Source organism: Nocardioides massiliensis (assembly GCF_030811215.1).
GTDB lineage: Bacteria > Actinomycetota > Actinomycetes > Propionibacteriales > Nocardioidaceae > Nocardioides_A > Nocardioides_A massiliensis.
The window spans coordinates 298,728-314,563 of record NZ_JAUSQM010000001.1 but is presented as its reverse complement, the minus strand read 5'-3'; the positions used below and the strand labels follow the sequence as shown (position 1 = coordinate 314,563).

13 protein-coding genes are annotated in these 15,836 nt (G+C 71.3%); 9 read left to right on the top strand and 4 right to left on the bottom strand.

Going from position 1 to position 15,836, the window contains the following annotated elements:
• Nucleotides 1–27: 27 nt before the first annotated feature.
• On the bottom strand, nucleotides 28–957 hold the full coding sequence (locus J2S59_RS01720; RefSeq protein ID WP_306824748.1) for a GNAT family N-acetyltransferase: 930 nt from the start codon (nucleotides 955–957) through the stop codon (nucleotides 28–30).
• Nucleotides 958–1,034: 77 nt separating this feature from the next.
• Here J2S59_RS01720 and fdxA point away from each other — a divergent pair, with 77 nt between their 5' ends.
• From fdxA to J2S59_RS01700, 4 genes are read left to right on the top strand one after another with little or no spacing between them, the layout of a single operon-like run.
• Nucleotides 1,035–1,361, top strand: coding sequence for a ferredoxin (fdxA, locus tag J2S59_RS01715; RefSeq protein ID WP_068119011.1), 327 nt, complete (start codon nucleotides 1,035–1,037; stop codon nucleotides 1,359–1,361).
• On the top strand, nucleotides 1,358–2,467 hold the full coding sequence (gene dapC, locus J2S59_RS01710) for a succinyldiaminopimelate transaminase (RefSeq protein ID WP_181641695.1): 1,110 nt from the start codon (nucleotides 1,358–1,360) through the stop codon (nucleotides 2,465–2,467). Before fdxA ends, dapC begins: the two co-directional genes overlap by 4 nt.
• A 10-nt stretch (nucleotides 2,468–2,477) precedes the next feature.
• A complete protein-coding gene (locus tag J2S59_RS01705; protein WP_068119020.1) occupies nucleotides 2,478–3,866 on the top strand; it encodes a MoxR family ATPase in 1,389 nt (462 codons plus the stop codon).
• Between the two features lies 1 nt (nucleotide 3,867).
• The gene (locus J2S59_RS01700) at nucleotides 3,868–5,907 is read left to right on the top strand and encodes a vWA domain-containing protein (RefSeq protein ID WP_068119023.1); all 2,040 of its coding nucleotides are present in this window, start codon (nucleotides 3,868–3,870) and stop codon (nucleotides 5,905–5,907) included.
• Here J2S59_RS01700 and J2S59_RS01695 read toward each other — a convergent pair.
• On the bottom strand, nucleotides 5,904–6,347 hold the full coding sequence (locus tag J2S59_RS01695; RefSeq protein ID WP_306824747.1) for a MarR family winged helix-turn-helix transcriptional regulator: 444 nt from the start codon (nucleotides 6,345–6,347) through the stop codon (nucleotides 5,904–5,906). The genes J2S59_RS01700 and J2S59_RS01695 overlap by 4 nt on opposite strands.
• Before the next feature lie 87 nt (nucleotides 6,348–6,434).
• Between J2S59_RS01695 and J2S59_RS01690 the strand changes: the two genes are divergently transcribed.
• Nucleotides 6,435–9,467, top strand: a complete 3,033-nt coding sequence (locus tag J2S59_RS01690; protein ID WP_068120985.1) for an efflux RND transporter permease subunit — start codon at nucleotides 6,435–6,437, stop codon at nucleotides 9,465–9,467.
• 94 nt (nucleotides 9,468–9,561) lie between these two features.
• Nucleotides 9,562–10,110, top strand: a complete 549-nt coding sequence (locus J2S59_RS01685) for a Uma2 family endonuclease (RefSeq protein ID WP_246360333.1) — start codon at nucleotides 9,562–9,564, stop codon at nucleotides 10,108–10,110.
• A gap of 1 nt (nucleotide 10,111) precedes the next feature.
• On the opposite strand, the gene J2S59_RS01680 is transcribed toward J2S59_RS01685, so the two are convergent.
• Complete coding sequence (locus tag J2S59_RS01680; RefSeq protein ID WP_246360334.1) at nucleotides 10,112–11,134, bottom strand: VldE C-terminal domain-containing protein; 1,023 nt, start codon at nucleotides 11,132–11,134, stop codon at nucleotides 10,112–10,114.
• Nucleotides 11,121–12,074: a 2,3,4,5-tetrahydropyridine-2,6-dicarboxylate N-succinyltransferase gene (gene dapD, locus J2S59_RS01675; RefSeq protein WP_306824746.1), complete on the bottom strand. Its 954-nt coding sequence runs from the start codon at nucleotides 12,072–12,074 to the stop codon at nucleotides 11,121–11,123. Before dapD ends, J2S59_RS01680 begins: the two co-directional genes overlap by 14 nt.
• 129 nt (nucleotides 12,075–12,203) lie before the next feature.
• Between dapD and J2S59_RS01670 the strand changes: the two genes are divergently transcribed.
• From J2S59_RS01670 to J2S59_RS01660, 3 genes are read left to right on the top strand one after another with little or no spacing between them, the layout of a single operon-like run.
• Nucleotides 12,204–13,415: a hypothetical protein gene (locus tag J2S59_RS01670; RefSeq protein WP_181641495.1), complete on the top strand. Its 1,212-nt coding sequence runs from the start codon at nucleotides 12,204–12,206 to the stop codon at nucleotides 13,413–13,415.
• Nucleotides 13,412–14,617 carry a hypothetical protein gene (locus J2S59_RS01665; protein ID WP_068116930.1) on the top strand — a complete coding sequence of 402 codons (1,206 nt, stop codon included), beginning with the start codon at nucleotides 13,412–13,414 and terminating at the stop codon, nucleotides 14,615–14,617. Before J2S59_RS01670 ends, J2S59_RS01665 begins: the two co-directional genes overlap by 4 nt.
• Complete coding sequence (locus J2S59_RS01660; RefSeq protein ID WP_068116928.1) at nucleotides 14,614–15,825, top strand: hypothetical protein; 1,212 nt, start codon at nucleotides 14,614–14,616, stop codon at nucleotides 15,823–15,825. Before J2S59_RS01665 ends, J2S59_RS01660 begins: the two co-directional genes overlap by 4 nt.
• Nucleotides 15,826–15,836: the final 11 nt, after the last annotated feature.

Genomic DNA, 15,836 nt, shown 5'->3' with positions numbered 1-15,836 from the left:
GCCTCGCGACGTCGACCGCGCGATCGCTCAGGTGCTCGGCCTGAGATAGCGGTAGGTGTGGTGGGTGACGAAGCCCAGCTGCGCGAAGAGCCGCTCGGACGCCTCGTTGTCGGTGCGCACCTGGACGTACGCCGTCGTGGCCCCGCGCTCGGCACCCCAGTCGAGCAGCGCGGCGACCAGCGCCCGGCCGAGTCCCTGCCGCCGGTGCGCCGCGTCGACCTCGAGCGCGTGGATGCCGACCCAGTCGTCGCCGTACGCCGCCCGGGCCGTCGCCTGCGCCCCGATCCGCGCCGTGACCTGGGTGCCGTCCTCGACGAGCTCCACCTCGACCTCGGGACGGCCGATCCCGCGCAGGGCGCGCAGCGCCCGGGAGACCGACGCGAGCTGGAACCACACCGGCGCCTCGTCCGCGCGGTCGGCCACCCACCCCAGCCCGACGAGGTCGCGCTCGACGTCGTCGCCGACCTCGACCATCGCCACCGGGGGCAGGTCGTGCTCCCGGGCGTAGGACACGACCCGCTCGGCGGCCTCGGCGACCGGCATCTGCGGATCGCCCATCGCGAGCGCCGAGCTCGTACGGCGTACGGAGGCGGTGCCCGCGCGTAGCAGCCAGTCGCCCAGCGGCTCGGTCGCAAGATCCGGCCACATGCCTGTGGCCCGTAGCTGCGCCTCGCGCGACGTGACGCGCAACCGCACCGAGGGCCGGGGCGGCACGGGCTTGCCGGAGACGATGTCGGTCACCGCGATGCGCACCCTGCGCCCCGAACCGTCGTCGCGGGCGACCACCACCTCGCCGTCGGCCCAGCTCTCGCAGGTGCCCAGCACGTCCGTCAGGGCCGGACCGCCGCTGGGGCCGGTCTCACCCCGGACCAGCGAGCGGATGACGACGCGCTGGCCCACCACGTGGGGACCAAGCAGATGCTTGCCCGTATCGTGGCCTTTCGCCTCCTCGTGCACGCCGTGATACTAGGCTGGGAGCGCAGCACCACCCCTTGCACCTCGCTCGCCCTCAACCCTCTGACTAGGAGGACCTGGTGACCTACGTCATCGCTCAGCCGTGTGTGGACCTCAAGGACCGTGCATGTGTCGACGAGTGTCCGGTCGACTGCATCTACGAGGGCAAGCGCATGCTGTACATCCACCCCGACGAGTGCGTGGACTGCGGTGCGTGCGAGCCGGTCTGCCCCGTCGAGGCGATCTTCTACGAGGACGACACTCCGGAGGAGTGGAAGGACTACTACAAGGCCAACGTCGAGTTCTTCGACGACCTCGGTAGCCCCGGTGGTGCAGCCAAGATGGGCGAGATCGACAAGGACCACCCGTTCGTCGCCGCCCTGCCTCCGCAGGAGCACGACCACTGAGCAAGGTCTCTTCGCGGCTGCCGGACTTCCCGTGGGATGCGCTGGTGCCGTACGGCGAGCGTGCCCGCGCCCACCCCGACGGGGTCGTGGACCTCTCGATCGGTACGCCGGTCGACCCCACGCCCGAGGTCGTCCGGGAGGCGCTCGCCGGCGCTGCGGACGCACCGGGTTATCCGACGACCACCGGGTTGTCGCTGACGCGCCAGGCCGCGGTCGACTGGCTCGGCCGGCGCTTCGGCGTCACCGGGATCGACGCCGAGTGCGTGCTGCCGACGGTCGGCTCCAAGGAGCTCATCGGTGCGTTGCCGCTCCACCTCGGTGTCGGTGCCGGCGACCTGATCGTCTATCCCGAGCTCGCCTATCCGACGTACGCCGTCGGCGCCGCGCTCGTCGGTGCGCGCACCCTCGCGGCCGACTCGCTGACCGCGATCGGCCCGGAGAAGCCGACGCTGCTGTGGCTGAACTCGCCGTCGAACCCCAGCGGCAAGGTGCTGCCCGTCGCCCATCTGCGCAAGGTCGTCGAGTGGGCGCGTGAGCGTGGCGTGCTCGTCGTCTCCGACGAGTGCTACCTCGAGTGTGCGTGGGACGCCGACAACCCGCCGATCTCCGCGCTCCATCCCGACGTCTGCGGCGGCGACCCGACCGGCATCCTCACCGTCCACTCGCTGTCGAAGCGCTCCAACCTGGCCGGCTACCGCTGCGCGTTCGTCGCCGGCGACCCTGCCGTGGTCAACGAGCTGCTGGCGGTGCGCAAGAACCTCGGTCTGATGCTGCCGTACCCGCAGCAGGTCGCGATGGCCGCGGCGCTCGAGGACGACGACCACGTCGCCGAGCAGCACGCCCGCTATGCCGCCCGCCGCGCGACCCTGCGCGCCGCCCTCGAGGGCGCCGGCTTCACCATCGACCACTCCGAGGCGTCGCTCTACCTCTGGGCCACCCGGGGTGAGGACTGCTGGGCGACCGTCGACTGGCTCGCCGAGCGGGGCATCCTCGTCGCCCCCGGCGCGTTCTACGGCTCGGCAGGGCAGCGCCACGTCCGGGTCGCCTTCACTGCCACCGACGAGCGGGTCGAGACGGCCGCAGCGAGGCTTGCCGACTCGCGCTAGGTTCGCCAGCGTGACCGCCCCTGACATCAACACCCTCGGTGCTCTGCGCGCCTCCGGCCACGAGCTCGTCGGCCTGCGCGAGGAGCTGCGCCGCAACCTGCTCGCCAAGCTCGCCGCGGGCGAGGACCCGTGGCCGGGTCTGCACGGCTTCGAGGACACCGTCATCCCGCAGGTCGAGCGGGCGATCCTGGCCGGTCACGACATCGTGCTGCTCGGCGAGCGCGGCCAGGGCAAAACCCGTCTGCTGCGCACGCTGGTGGGGCTGCTCGACGAGTGGTCGCCGGTCATCGAGGGCTCCGAGCTGGGCGAGCACCCCTACGAGCCGGTCTCCCCGGAGTGGGTACGCCGATCCGCCGAGCTCGGCGACGACCTCCCGGTCGCCTGGCGCCACCGCAGCGAGCGGTACGCCGAGAAGCTCGCCACCCCCGACACGTCGGTGGCCGACCTCATCGGTGACGTCGACCCGATGAAGGTCGCCGAGGGTCGCACGCTGGGTGACCCCGAGACGATCCACTTCGGTCTCATTCCGCGCAGCCACCGCGGCATCGTCGCGATCAACGAGCTGCCCGACCTCGCCGAGCGCATCCAGGTCGCGATGCTCAACGTGATGGAGGAGCGCGACATCCAGATCCGCGGCTACGTGCTGCGTCTGGAGCTCGACGTGCTCGTCGTCGCCAGCGCCAACCCCGAGGACTACACCAACCGCGGCCGGATCATCACCCCGCTCAAGGACCGCTTCGGCGCCGAGATCCGCACCCACTACCCGACCTCGCTCGAGGCGGAGATCGCGGTCATCCGTCAGGAGGCGCACCTCGTCGCCGAGGTCCCCGACCACCTGCTGGAGATCCTGGCGCGCTTCACCCGCGCGCTGCGCTCGTCCAACGCCGTCGACCAGCGCTCGGGCGTCTCCGCCCGCTTCGCCATCGCCGGTGCCGAGACCATCGCGGCGGCCGCGCTGCACCGCGCCGTACGCCGGGGGGAGGACGAGGGCGTCGCCCGCGGCGTCGACCTCGAGACCGCCGTCGACGTGCTCGCCGGCAAGGTGGAGTTCGAGTCCGGTGAGGAGGGCCGCGAGCGGCAGATCCTCGACCACCTGCTGCGCGTCGCGACCGCCGAGACCGTGCGCACCCACCTGCGCGGCATCGATCTCGCGCCCCTGGTCGATGCCATCGAGGGCGGGGCCACCGTCAGCACCGGCCCGCACGTCTCCGCGATCGGGCTGCTCTCCGCGCTGCCGGCGTTGGGGGAGGCCCCGACGTACGACGAGATCTGCGACCGGCTGGAGGCCAAGACCGACGGCGCCCGTGCGTCGGCGATCGAGCTCGCCCTCGAGGGCCTCTTCCTCGCGCAGAAGGTCGCCAAGGACTCCGACGCCACCGCGACGACGTACGGCGCCTGACATGCCCGCCTCCCGCTACTCGCGCTACGCCGGCGGTCCCGACCCGCTGGCGCCGCCGGTCGACCTCGCCGAGGCGCTCGACGCCATCGGCGAGGACGTGATGGCCGGCTACTCGCCGGAGCGGGCGATGCGGGAGTACCTCCGGCGCGGTCCTTCGACAGGCTCAGGGGACGAACGGACCGAGGGGCTCGACGACCTGATGCGCAAGGTCGCCCAGCGTCGGCGCGAGTTGTTGGACCGCCACAACCTCGACGGGACGATCGCCCAAGTCAAGGAATTGCTCGACAGCGCGGTGCTCGAGGAGCGCAAGCAGCTCGCGCGCGACGCGATGATGGACGACGACGACCGCGCGTTCCGCGAGATGCGGCTGGAGAACCTCCCCAGCTCGCCGGCTGCCGCCGTGACCTCGCTGTCCGACTACGACTGGCAGAGCGCTGAGGCCAAGGCGGCGTACGAGCAGATCAAGGACCTGCTCGGTCGCGAGCTGCTCGAGCAGCGGTTCGCCGGCATGAAGCAGGCACTCGAAGGAGCCACCGACGAGGATCGCGCGCGCATCGCGGAGATGCTCGACGACCTCAACGAGCTGCTCGAGGCGCACGGGCGCGGTGAGGACACCGACGAGCAGTTCGCCAAGTTCATGGACAAGCACGGCGACTTCTTCCCCGAGCGGCCCGAGACGGTCGAGGAGCTCATCGACGCGATGGCGCAGCGGGCGGCCGCCGCGCAGCGGATGCTCAACTCGATGACGCCCGAGCAGCGCCAGGAGCTGATGGAGCTCTCGGCCCAGGCCTTCGGCTCCCCGGCGCTGCAGGAGCAGCTGGCCCGGCTCGACGCCAACCTGCAGTCCGCGCGTCCCGGCGAGGACTGGGACGGCGGCGAGCAGTTCCGCGGGGACGAGGGTCTCGGGCTGGGCGACGGCACGGGCGTCCTGCAGGACCTGGCCGACCTCGACGACCTGACCGAGCAGCTCTCCCAGTCGCACCCTGGCGCGCGCATGGACGACATCGACCTCGACAAGCTCGCGCGCCAGCTCGGCGACGAGGCGGCCGTCAGCGCGCGCACCCTGGCCGAGCTCGAGAAGGCACTGCGGGAGTCCGGCTACCTGTCGCGCTCGTCCGACGGCCAGCTCAAGCTCTCACCCAAGGCCATGCGCCAGCTCGGCAAGGCGCTGCTCAAGGACGTCGCCCAGCGGATGTCGGGCCGGCAGGGCGCGCGCGACCTGCGCAAGGCCGGGGCGGCCGGCGAGCGCAGCGGAGCGACCCGGGCGTGGGAGTACGGCGACACCGAGCCGTGGGACGTCACGCGCACCGTCCTCAACGCCGTCACCCGGCAGGCAGAGCACGGCGGTCGAGCGAAGTCGAGACCCCGCATCCAGGTCGACGACATCGAGGTGCAGGAGACCGAGGCCCGCACCCAGGCGGCCGTCGCGCTGCTGGTCGACACGTCGTTCTCGATGGCGATGGACGGCCGCTGGGTGCCGATGAAGCGCACGGCGCTGGCGCTGCACACGCTCATCCGCTCCCGCTTCCGCGGCGACCACCTCAAGCTGATCTCGTTCGGGCGCTACGCCGAGGAGATGGAGATCGAGCAGCTGACCGCGCTCGACGCGATGTGGTCGAAGGGCACCAACCTCCACCACGGCCTGCTGTTGGCCAACCGGCACTTCCGCAAGCACCCGAACGCCCAGCCGGTGCTGCTCATCGTGACCGACGGCGAGCCGACCGCGCACCTGGAGTCCGACGGTCAGGTGTGGTTCTCCTATCCGCCGCACCCGGTCACGATCCGGCGCAGCGTCGACGAGCTCGACAACTCGCGCCGGCTCGGTGCCCAGACGACGTTCTTCCGGCTCGGCGAGGACCCCGGCCTGGCGCGCTTCATCGACCAGATGGCCCGTCGCGTCGACGGTCGGGTGGTCGCCCCCGAGCTCGACGACCTGGGAGCGGCCGTCGTGGGGTCCTACCTCGGGGCCCGCTCGGGCGCGTCGTCCTCATCGCGGCCCAGTGACTTCTTCGGCGGTGGCCGCGGCTTCTGGGTCGGTTAGGGCGAACGCTCGCGCAGCACACGCTCCACACCGGCGAGCCCGAGCGCCAGGCCTGCGAGCTCTTCGCGGGAGAGGTCCGTGATGATCTCGCGGTGCTGGTCGAGCGCCCACGACGACACCTCGTCGAGCGCGCGTACGCCGGCCTCGGTGGGGCGCAGCAGACGGACCCGCCGGTCCTCGGAGGACGGCTCCTGGACGAGGAGGCCCGCGTCGACCAGTCGCGCGACGAGCCCCGAGACGGTGGCCGGGGTGACGTCGAGGGTCGTCGCGACCTCGTGCCCGCTGACTGGCGACCGGTGGACCGCGAGCATCAGGACCTTCAGCTGCTGGATCGACAGCTGCGTGGCGACGACGGCCTCGAGCCGCAGGCCGGCGCCGAGCCGCTCGATCGCGAGCAGGCGCTGCTCGACCTCGGTGCGGAGCTGGTCCGGTTCGGTCATGTTTCCCCCTGTCCCTTAGGCTCAGGCTAACGATCTGTCGACCGTGGCCGCACCCCGGCCTCGCACCTCACCAGGAGCACTCCGCCCGTGGGCCACTTCGCGACCTTCTCCCTGCGCAACCGTGCCTTCGTCGGACTGGCGACCGTGATCGTGGCGATCTTCGGCGGCATCTCGCTGAGCTCGCTGCGCACCGAGCTGATCCCCGACCTGCAGTTCCCGGCCGTCGGTGTGGTCGTGCCGTACGCCGGCGCGTCCCCCGAGGCGGTCGAGCAGGAGATCACCATCCCGATCGAGGACTCCCTGGCCGGGGTCGACGGGCTGGAGTCGCTGAACTCCGTGTCGTCGAACGGGTCCGCCGTGGTGGTCGTGCTGCTGGAGTACGGCACCGACCTCGACCGCGCGCGCCAGCAGATCGAGACCGAGGTGACCGGTCTGCGCACACTCCCGTCGGGCGCTGAGCCGCTCGTCTTCGCCGGTGACTTCGACCAGTTCCCCATCGTGCAGCTGGCCATCACCTCCGACGACAAGCCGGGTGCGCTGGCGCAGAAGATCAACGACGTCGTGCTGCCCGAGCTCTCCGACATCGAAGGGGTGCGCCAGACCGAGCTCACCGGCGCGCCCGTCCAGCGCGTCGAGGTCGCCCTGCAGCCGCGTGCGACCAGCGCCGGGGTGACCGGGGCGCAGATCGCCGACGCGCTCAGCAACAACGCCTCGATGGTGCCGGCCGGCACCCTCGAGCAGGGTGACACCGCGCTGGCGGTGCAGGTCGGCACGACGCCCACCACCATCGACGAGCTGCGCGCCGTCCCCGTGCCCCTGCCCCGCGGCGGCAACGCCCCGCTCGGCACGCTGGCGGAGGTGCGGGTCGGTGCGGCCGAGCCCACGTCGTACTCCCGCACCAACGGCGAGCCCAGCCAGTCGGTGGCGATCACGAAGACCCCGGACGGCAACACCGTTCAGATCTCCGAGGAGGTCAACGAGCTGATCGGCGAGCTGGAGGAGAAGCTCGGCGCCAACGCCGCGATCACCGTCACCTTCGACCAGGCGCCGTTCATCGAGAAGTCGGTCGAGGACCTCACGGTCGAGGGCGGGCTCGGCCTCGTCTTCGCTGTCGTCGTGATCCTGATCTTCCTGGGCTCGCTGCGCTCGACGATCGTCACGGCGATCTCGATCCCGCTGTCGCTCCTGGTCACCCTCATCGGGCTCAACCTCGGGGGCTACACCCTCAACATCCTCACGCTCGGCGCGCTGACGGTCGCCGTCGGTCGCGTCGTCGACGACTCGATCGTGGTGATCGAGAACATCAAGCGCCACCTGTCGTACGGCGTCGCGAAGGCCGAGGCGATCATCACCGGTGTCCGCGAGGTCGCCGGGGCGATCACCTCCTCGACCATCGCGACGGCTGCGGTGTTCTTGCCGATCGGCATCGTCGGTGGGCAGGTCGGTGAGCTGTTCCGGCCGTTCGCGATCACGGTCGCGCTCGCGCTGCTGGCTTCGTTGCTGGTCGCGCTGACGATCATCCCGGTGCTGGCGTACTGGTTCCTGCGGGTGCCGGCCTCCCCGGAGTCGCCGGAGGTCGTGGCGGAGAAGGCGGAGGCCGCGGAGCGGAAGACGTGGCTGCGCCGCGCCTACGACCCCGCCCTCGGCTGGGCGCTGCGCCGCCCGTGGGCCACCCTCGCCGGTGCGCTGGTGATCCTGCTCGTCACCCTCGCGCTCACGCCGCTCATGAAGACCAACTTCCTCGGCAGCACGGGCCAGAACACCCTCACCGTCAGCCAGGAGCTCAAGGCCGGCGCCAGCCTTGCGCGGCGTGACACGGCGGCGAAGGCCGTCGAGCAGGTGCTCGCCGAGCACGACGCTGTCGAGACCGTGCAGACCTCGGTGGGCGAGTCCGGTCTGGCCGGCCTGTTCGCCGGCGGCGCGAACTCGTTCGCGCTCACCCTCGACGAGGGCAGCGATGCCGACGCGGTCACCGACGAGCTCGAGGAGCAGCTGACCGAGGCGCCCGGCGAGATCACCATCAGCGCGGGCGGTGCCGGCTTCAGCACCGACCTCGAGCTGATCGTCACCGCCGTCGACCCGCGCGACCTCGACGCGGCCGCCGAGCAGGTCGTCACCGCCCTGAGGGAGGTCGACGGCGTCGGCACGGTGACCTCGGACGCCGCGCCCGCACAGCCGATCCTCGACGTCCAGCCGCTGCCGGCCGCCGCCTCGGCCGGGCTCACCGGCCCGCAGCTCGGCGGGGTGCTCGCGCAGATCCTGCGCCAGCCGCCGATCGGGCAGGTCGCGATCGCGGGTGACCGCCTCGACGTCGTCCTCACGGGCACGCCCAGGCCGCAGACCGTCGACCAGCTCCAGCAGATCCCCGTCGGTCAGGGCACGCTCGGCCAGCTCGCCACGGTCGAGCGCAAGAACGTCGCCGCCAGCATCAGCCGCCTCGACGGAGACCGCACGATCACCGTCACGGCATCGCCGGCAGCCGACGACCTCGGCTCGGTGACCGCGGACGTGCAGGCACTCGTCGACGACCTCGACCTGCCCGAGGGCACCGAGGTCAGCATCGGCGGCGTCGCCGAGGACCAGGCCGATGCGTTCGCCCAGCTGGGTGTGGCGCTGCTGGTCGCCGTCCTCATCGTCTACCTGGTGATGGTCGGGACGTTCCGCTCGCTGCTGCAGCCGCTGATCCTCATGGTGTCGGTGCCCTTTGCCGCCACCGGGGCGATCCTGCTGCAGCTGATCACCGGCATCCCGCTCGGCGTACCGTCGCTGATCGGTGCCCTGATGCTCATCGGCGTCGTCGTCACCAACGCGATCGTCCTCATCGACCTGGTCAACCAGTACCGCGAACGCGGGGCCAGCGTCATGGAGGCGATCACCGAGGGCGGCGGCAAGCGCCTGCGTCCCATCGTGATGACCGCGCTGGCGACGATCCTCGCGCTCACCCCGATGGCGCTGGGCGTGACCGGAGGAAGTGCGTTCATCTCCCAGCCGCTGGCGATCGTGGTCATCGGCGGTCTGCTGAGCTCGACGTTCCTCACGCTGCTGCTCGTGCCGGTCCTCTACCTGCTCGTCGAGCGACGTGGGGAGCGGCGCGCGGCGAAGCGCGAGGCGGCTGCCTGACGGTGACGGCGGCGTGCCTGTGGATGAGCAGCACGCCACCGGCCGGGCCGCGGTTGCATGGACGCCATGCACCCGAGGAGGCACGATGGTGAGCATGGGCGTGGCACTGCAGAGCCAACCGATGACCCGGGCGGAGCGCGATGCGTTGCCCGAGGACGGTCGGCGCCATGAGCTCATCGACGGGATGCTCGTGATGACGCCGGCGCCGGGTGTCCCGCACCAAGGAGTGGTGGGCGAACTGTATGTGCTCCTGCGGGCTGCCCTGCCCGACGACAGCGGGATGCGGGTGATGCTGGGCCCGCTCGACGTCACCCTCGCTGAGGACACGGTCGTGGAGCCCGACCTGCTGGTCGCGCGAAGGGACGACTTCACCGAGAAGGAGCTCCCGCACGCACCCCTGCTCGCGGTCGAGGTCCTCTCGCCGAGCACCCGGCTCTATGACCTCACCTTGAAGAAGGCGCGCTACGAGAAGGCGGGGTGTGCGGCGTACTGGGTGATCGACCCGCTGGAGCCGCGCTTGGTTGCCTGGGAACTTGTCGACGGTGCGTACGTCGAGGTCGTATCGGTCGTCGGTGATGAGGCGGCGCAGCTGACGGCGCCGTTCCCGGTCGAGATCACGCCCGACGCACTCGTCCTGCGCTGACTCAGGGGATCACGTCGACGTGGACGTGGTCGCGGTGCTCCAGGATCGCCGCCGTACGCCGGTCCCTGCCGGAGGTGTCGACGCGGTAGTCGCGCCAGCCCTGCTCGGAGCGGCGTCCTGCGGTCCAGATCCGGTCGTCGAAGATGACGGTCTGGATGTGCAAACGGTCGGCCTGCGCGACGAGGTAGTGCGCGAGCGCCCAGCCGCGCCGCTTGTTGGCGGCGTTGATCGGGCGGAAGAACACGTCGACGGCGCGGCCGTCGTAGTGCGCCGAGCCCTCCATGTGGCCGGTGCTGACGCCGCCGGGCTCGAAGCCGCCCATGGCCTGCTTGCCGAAGACCGCGTCGATCTCGGCGCGCACGGCCGCCGCACGCGACGTGAGGCCCTGCTCGTCGAGCTCGGCGGAGACGGGGTCGGTGCCGCCGTGGCGGACCACGCAGCTGAACTGTGCCGGGTGGTAGCCGGTGAGGGCGGAGGCCAGTGCGCGGGCGTCGGCCGCGTGGTCCTCGTAGGCCTCGGGGAACCCGCTGCGCTGCACCGCCTGCGCGGCCTCGGTGATGCGCATCTCGCGGTAGCCGGGCACCTTGATCAGCGCGTCGTAGAAGGTGTTGGTCGCATACACCGGATCCATGACCTGCTCGCGAGTGCCCCAGCCCATCGACGGGCGCTGCTGGAACAGTCCGAGGGAGTCCCGGTCGCCGTAGTCGATGTTGACGAGCTTGCTCTCCTGGTAGGCCGTCGCCAGCGCGATCGACACCGCGCGTGCGGGCAGGCCGCGACCCATGGCGATCCCGGCGATGAGCGCGGCGTTCTCCGCCTGCTCAGTCGACAGCGCGACCTCCGTCCCCTCGATCTCGACGGTGCACTCCTCCGCGTCCGGGATCGGGCCGATGCCGGAGCGGAACGTGAAGACGAGGGCGGTGCACACCCCCGCGAGCACGATCAGGCCGGCGAGCACCCGGGGGAGCAGGCGGCTCTGGTGAGCCGGCCGGCGTGGGGGAGGTTTGCGTCTAGTCGTTGGCATGCAGCGCGTCGTTGAGCTTGATGCCCCGCCCCGAGCGCGCCACCGCCTCGACCGCACCGGTCACGGAGTTGCGACGGAACAAGATGTTGGACGCGCCCGACAGTTCCGCGGCCTTCATCAGCCGGGACTCGCCGTCGGGCTCACGGACGGTGACCTTGGTGCCGGCGGTGACGTAGCAGCCGGCCTCCACGACGCAGTCGTCGCCGAGCGAGATACCGATGCCGGCGTTGGCGCCGAGCAGGCACCGCTCACCGATCGCGATGACCTCGGTGCCACCGCCCGACAGCGTGCCCATGATCGAGGCGCCGCCACCGATGTCGGACCCGTCGCCGACGACCACGCCGGCGCTGATCCGGCCCTCGACCATGGAGGCGCCGAGCGTGCCGGCGTTGAAGTTGACGAAGCCCTCGTGCATGACGGTCGTGCCGGACGCGAGGTGGGCGCCCAGGCGGACGCGGTCGGCGTCGGCGATGCGCACGCCCGACGGCACGACGTAGTCGACCATCCGCGGGAACTTGTCGACGCCATACACCGTCACCACCTGGCCGGCGGCGCGCAGTCGCAGGCGCGTCCGCTCGAAGTCGGCGACCGCGCACGGACCGGCGGAGGTCCACACGACGTTGCTCAGCAGACCGAAGAGGCCGTCGAGGCTGGCGCCGTGCGGCTGCACGAGCCGGTGGCTGAGGAGGTGCAGGCGCAACCACGCGTCGAGCGCGTCGCCCGGGGCCGTTGCCAGGTCGTCGATCGCCACCGTGACCACCTCGCGGCGCACGTCGCGCAGCTCGTCGCGGCCGGCCAGCTTCTCCAGCTCCGGGTCGCCGTCCGCGCCCGGCGCACCCAGCGCGGGGGAGGGGAACCAGACATCGAGGACGGAGTCGTCGGCGGCGTACGTCGCGAGTCCGACGCCCCAGGCGGCGGTCGTGGAGGCAGTGGCAGTCATGTCTCTCATCGTACGGAGCGTGCCGGACCGGAAGCTTCCACCCATCGACCCCTGGACCGGGGACGGAAGCGGCAATACGGTCAGGTCTGCCGGAACGGGCCGGCAGACCAGTCCAACGGGGGAGCACGCGTGTCTTCTGCCTATACAGTCAACGGCCGATCAGGCTTTCGGCGTACGACGTGGCGGGTCGCGGTGATGGGCGTCGCTGGCGTCGTCGTCGCGTCACTGCTGCCGGCGCTCGGCGACGCTCCGGCGAGTGCTGCGCCCGCGCGCAAGCTCGCCGAGAAGCGGGTGACGCTGACGAAGAGCATCGCGGGGATGCCGGAGAGCGCCGAGCCCGGCCGGCAGATCGAGCGGGCGGTCGTCCGGGTCATCTACGACACCGCCAGCGGTGAGCCGAGCCTGAACGCGGAGGTCCGGCTCAAGGGGCAGCCGCAACGCAATCCCGACAGCGAGATCCTGGTTGGCATCGGGACCTTCGCCGGCAACGATTGCCAGATCGAAGCCACCGATGTGCTCGGGGTGTGGGCCGCCGACGGCCGCGACCACTCCCTGTGGGAGGGCGTGCCGCGCACGACGACCTATGACTGCGCGGTCGTCGGCGTGAAGGCGCACGACGACCCCGGGACCTACTACGACGTGATGATCGGCAAGCTCGTCGACCGCTACGTCTCGCCGAATCTCGTCGTCGGCAAGGTGGAGGTCCTGGGCCGCAACCAGAAGCAGCTGCGCCTCGTGCGCGGTGCGACCCAGGTCCACCACGTGACGGTGCGTAACCGTGGTGGTCTGGACGCCCGGGGGGTGACGATCAGCGGTTCCGGCAAGGGCGTCCGGGTGAAGCGGACCAAGGTCGGGCGAGTGCGCGTCGGCGAGGCCGTGACCGTACGCGTGCCGATCCGCTTGACCGGAGGGCGGACCACGAAGGCGCGGCTGCGCGTGGCCGGCTCGGGCGCGACCGGTGCCCGTGTGCTGAAGGTCCGCCCGGTCGCAGCACCGGCGCGGCCGACGGCCGGCTCCTGGCGTGGGGGCGAGACGTTCCGCTTCCGGGTGCAGAACGGTCGGATCACCGGCTTCCGCGGGATCAACATGCGGATGACCTGCCAACCGCCCGGCCAGTTCGCGACCTACAAGAACGTGTCGCTCGGCTTCCCGAAGGTGAAAGTCCCGCGGCACGGGGTGGTGGACGCGGTGAAGAAGTATCGCAAGGGCGACGTCTGGTACACCGCTCACCTGCGTGCCCGGATCGCCGGCGGCAAGCTCGTCGCCGGCCGCTACCGCTACGTCACCGCGGGGTCCTGCTCGGTCTCCGAAGGCTTCACCGCAAGGAGAGTCGGACGATGAAGCGACTGATTGGGGGCGGCCTCGGCGCCGCTCTGGCACTCACGCTCGGACCGTTGGTCCCGGCGGCGCCTGCCCCGGAGGCGGCAGCGGCGACGAAGCCTCGTGTCCTGGTGCGCGAGGGGCCACTCACCACGCGTACGGGTGGTGAGGGGCAACCGGCGGCGCGCCAGCTCGAGTCGGCCCGGGTGCGCTATGTCCTGAAGACGGGGCGGGTGACCGCGACCGCGGTGCTGCGCGGTGTGCCGGAGCCGGTCACCGATGCGGCACTGCTCGTCGGTTTCGGCGAGCAGTTCGGGTCCACCTGCGCCTCGGCCCCGGGAGCGGCGCTCTGGCAGACCTCGACGGTCAGCGCGTCGGGCGACGGATTCTCTCGATCCGGCCGGACGATCTCGTTCGCCCTTGATGCTGGCGAGTGGAAGTCCTGGGACTGCGCCTTCATCGCCGTGAGCGACCCGGCGAACGTGACCTCGACGTACGACATGCTCTCCCGAACCCCGCTGCCCGCGGAGTACGAGAAGCCCCGTCTGGTCATCGGCAAGCCGGCGATCCTCAACCAGAAGCCGAAGCGCCTCCCGCTGGTGCGCGGCGTCTGGACGACGGTGCGCGTGCCGATCCGCAACACCGGCCCGTGGCGCGCCGCCAACACGGTCGTGACCGGCAAGGGCCCGGGGCTGCAGGTGCGCAGGGACAAGCTCGGGATCGTGTACGACGACAGCAACCAGACCGCCCGCGTGCAGGTGCGCCTGAAGGCCGCCCGCAAGCAGACCCGGCTGCGGCTGGTGGTGCGTGGCGGCGGGGTGAAGGCCACGCGCACGGTGCCCATCCGTCGCGTCGCGGCTCCGGCGCGCCCCGCGGCGGGGCTCTACCGCGGGGTGGGGAAGAACAAGAACATCACCTTCCGCGTGCAGAACGGCCGGATCCTCGGCTTCCGCGGCAAGCGGTTCCGGATGACGTGCCAGCCGCCGATGGAGTACGCGCGCTACCACTACACGGACCTCACCCACCGCAACCGCGCCGTGCCTCGCAGCGGGATCGTCGACGACGTGCACGAGTGGAAGAAGAAGGGCGGCAACGCCTGGTTCACCTCGATGCTCGAGGGCCGGCTCGTCGGCAATCGCCTCACGCGCGGGCGTTTTGCCTACTACACCTCCGGCTCCTGCCGGGTCGAGGTCCGGTTCGCCGCCAGGAGGGTGGGCCGATGAAGCGACTTCTCGCGTACGGCGCAGCGCTTGCACTCGCACTGACCGTTGGTCCGCTCGTCCCGGGTGCGCCGGTGCCGGTTGCGTCGGCCAGCGGCAAGGTGCTGGTGAAGCAGACGGCGAGTCTCGGCGCCAGCGCGAACCCGAGCACCGACGACCCCGGTCGCCAGATCGCGTCGGCACGGTTCGACATCGAGGTCCTCGGCGCGACGACTGCCCGTCCGCACTACTCGGTCGACGCGCGGCTGACGCTGCGTGGCGACCCGCAAACGCAGTACGACGACGACGCGCGCCTGGTCTTCGGCTTCGGGCATCGCGACGGCACCCGGTGCGAGGTGAAGGCAGCGCTCACGGACGAGACCTACGGAGCGGCTGGGGCGACGTACTCCGTCGTGGGCTACACCGATGACAACCCCGACATGAGCCACCAGCTCCCGCGGCCCGCGCGCCCGTGGTCGTGTGTGGTCGCGGTGGTCGAGCCGATCGACGGTCCGCTGCTGGGTCCTTCGCCGTACGACGCGGTCGTCGGGGCTCTCGCGAACACGTACCAGGCCCCGAAGCTCAGCGTCGGGAAGGTCGCGCTGCTCGGCAAGAACGTCAAGCAGCTGCGGCTGGTCCGCGGGGTGCCGACCGAGGTGCACGTGACGGTCCGCAACCGTGGCGAGGTCTCCGCCGGACGGGTGCGCGTGACGGGCAAGGGCAAGGGCGTGAAGGTGGGTGCGACGCGTTCGGACGCCGCGCTCGGACCCGGCCGGACCACCGCGCTCCGCATCCCCATCCGGATCAACGCAGCGAGGGCCCGCAAGGTGCGGCTGACTGTGCAGGGCGGCGGGGTGAAGGCGAGCCGAGTGATCGTCGTACGCCCGACGAAGGCGCCGCCGCGACCGCTGGCCGGCACCTACCGCAGCCCCGACGGGCGGGTGCACTTCCGCGTTCGCAACGGACGGATCGTCAACTGGCGCGGCACGATGACCACCCGGTGCGGGATCGCGCCCTCGCCGTACACCTACACACAGAACACCTACGACTTCCCAGCGCGGAAGATCCCGCGCAACGGCATCGTCCAGGCGTCGGCGCGGGGATCGAACTTCGGCACCTCGCTGCGGCTGCGGATCGCCGGCGGCAAGGTCACCCGCGGGCTGTTCACCTACGCCGGCCCCGCAGCGTGCTCGGCATCGGTGGCGTTCACGGCCCGACGCGTGGGTCGGTAGGGGGCGCGAGG